This window comes from Peterkaempfera griseoplana, assembly GCF_001418575.1.
Taxonomy (GTDB): domain Bacteria; phylum Actinomycetota; class Actinomycetes; order Streptomycetales; family Streptomycetaceae; genus Peterkaempfera; species Peterkaempfera griseoplana.
Map to the genome: position 1 here is coordinate 1 of NZ_LIQR01000310.1, position 1,779 is coordinate 1,779.

Consider the following 1,779-nt stretch of genomic DNA (forward strand, 5'->3'; position numbering starts at 1 on the left):
GCCCCTGCCCCTGCCCCTGCCTGGTGGGCCGTCACCGCACCCGGCCGCGAAGCACCACCGCCGTGGGTGCGGCCAGCACCCGCACGTCGGCACGCGGGTCCGCCTCGTACACCACCAGATCCGCCGGTGCCCCCTCGGTCAGCCCGTCCCTGCCGAGCCAGGCGCGGGCGCCCCAGCAGGCCGCGGAGATCGCCGCGGCCGCCGGCAGCCCGGCCTTCGCCAGTTCGGCGACCTCCTGGGCGACCAGCCCGTGCGGCAGCGAGCCGCCCGCGTCGGTGCCCGCGTAGACCGGCACCCCTGCCTCGTACGCCGCCGCCACCGTCTCGTAGCGGCGCTCGTGCAGCCGCCGCATGTGCGCCGCCCAGGCGGGGAACTTCTGCTCGCCGCCGTCGGCCAGCGCGGGGAAGGTCGCGATGTTCACCAGGGTGGGCACGATGGCGACGCCCCGCTCGGCGAAGAGCGGCAGCAGGTCCTGGGTGAGCCCGGTGGCGTGCTCGATGCAGTCGATGCCGGCCGCCACCAGGTCGGGCAGCGAGTCCTCGGCGAAGCAGTGCGCGGTGACCCGCGCGCCCTCGGCGTGCGCCGCGGCGATCGCGTCCGCCAGGGCGTCGCGCGGCCAGCAGGGCGCCAGGTCGCCGCGGTCCCGGTCGATCCAGTCGCCCACCAGCTTCACCCAGCCGTCGCCGCGCCTGGCCTCGCGGGCGGTGTACTCGGCCAGCTGCCCCGGCTCGATCTCATGGGCGTAGTTGCGGATGTAGCGGCGGGTACGGGCGATGTGGCGCCCCGCCCGGATGATCCGCGGCAGGTCCTCGCGGTCGTCGATCCAGCGGGTGTCGGCGGGTGAGCCCGCGTCCCGGATCAGCAGGGTGCCCGCCTCGCGGTCGGTGAGGGCCTGCTTCTCGCTGGTGGCGTCGTCCACCGCGCCGTGGGCGTCCAGTCCCACGTGGCAGTGGGCGTCGACCAGGCCGGGGAGCACCCATCCGGTGAGGGTGCGGACGTCCCTCGCCAGGACGGGGCGGTCGAAGGTGACCCGGCCGTCCACCACCCAGAGCTGGTCGCGGACCTCCTCGGGTCCGACCAGGATCCGCCCCTTGATGTGCAGTACCGCGTGCTCTCCCATGCCGGCAGCCTACGACCGGCGGGCCCGCCGCGGCCGGCCGGTCACCCGCGCAGGGCGGAGAGGTCCACCGCGGCGCCCATGGCGGCGTAGCCGGCACGGCTGGGGTGCAGGTGGTCGCCCAGGTCGTAGGAGGGCCGGTAGCGGCCGGGGTAGCGGGGGTCGCGCACCGCGTGCTCGAAGTCGATCACGCTGTCGAAGGCGCCGCCGGTACGGATCCACTGGTTGACCTCGCGGCGGATCTGCTCGCCCTCGTTGCGGTAGTAGTGGGCGCCCTGAAACGGCGTCAGGGTGCCGCCGTGGACGGCCGCGCCCGCCGCCCGGGCCTGGGCGATCAGGGTGCGGTACCCGGCGATCAGCTCCTCGGAGGTGAGGGCTCTGCCGCCGGCGCCGCGCAGCGAGCCGATGTCGTTGATGCCCTCCAGCAGGATCACGTCGGTCAGGCCGGGCTGGGAGAGCACATCGCTGCGGAAGCGGGAGAGCCCGGAGCGGCCGGAGTTCTCCTTCTCGTCGTTGAGCAGCTTGTTGCCGGCGATGCCGAGGTCGACGACGCCCAGCGGGCGATCCGGGCGGGCCTTGGCGATCCGGGCGGCGAGCGTGTCCGGCCAGCGTCCGCCGACCTTGTTCACCACCGGTTCCGAGCCGTCGGTGATGGAGTCGCC

2 protein-coding genes are annotated in these 1,779 nt (G+C 75.0%); both read right to left on the minus strand.

The genetic code is table 11. The features are described 5' to 3' along the window. Positions 1-31 precede the first annotated feature (31 nt). A complete protein-coding gene (locus AOK09_RS22870; RefSeq protein ID WP_055589110.1) occupies positions 32-1,120 on the minus strand; it encodes an amidohydrolase family protein in 1,089 nt (362 codons plus the stop codon). 41 nt (positions 1,121-1,161) lie between these two features. Then, positions 1,162-1,779, minus strand: a 618-nt coding sequence (locus AOK09_RS22875; RefSeq protein WP_245687430.1) for a GDSL-type esterase/lipase family protein, incomplete at its 5' end; no start/stop codon positions are given.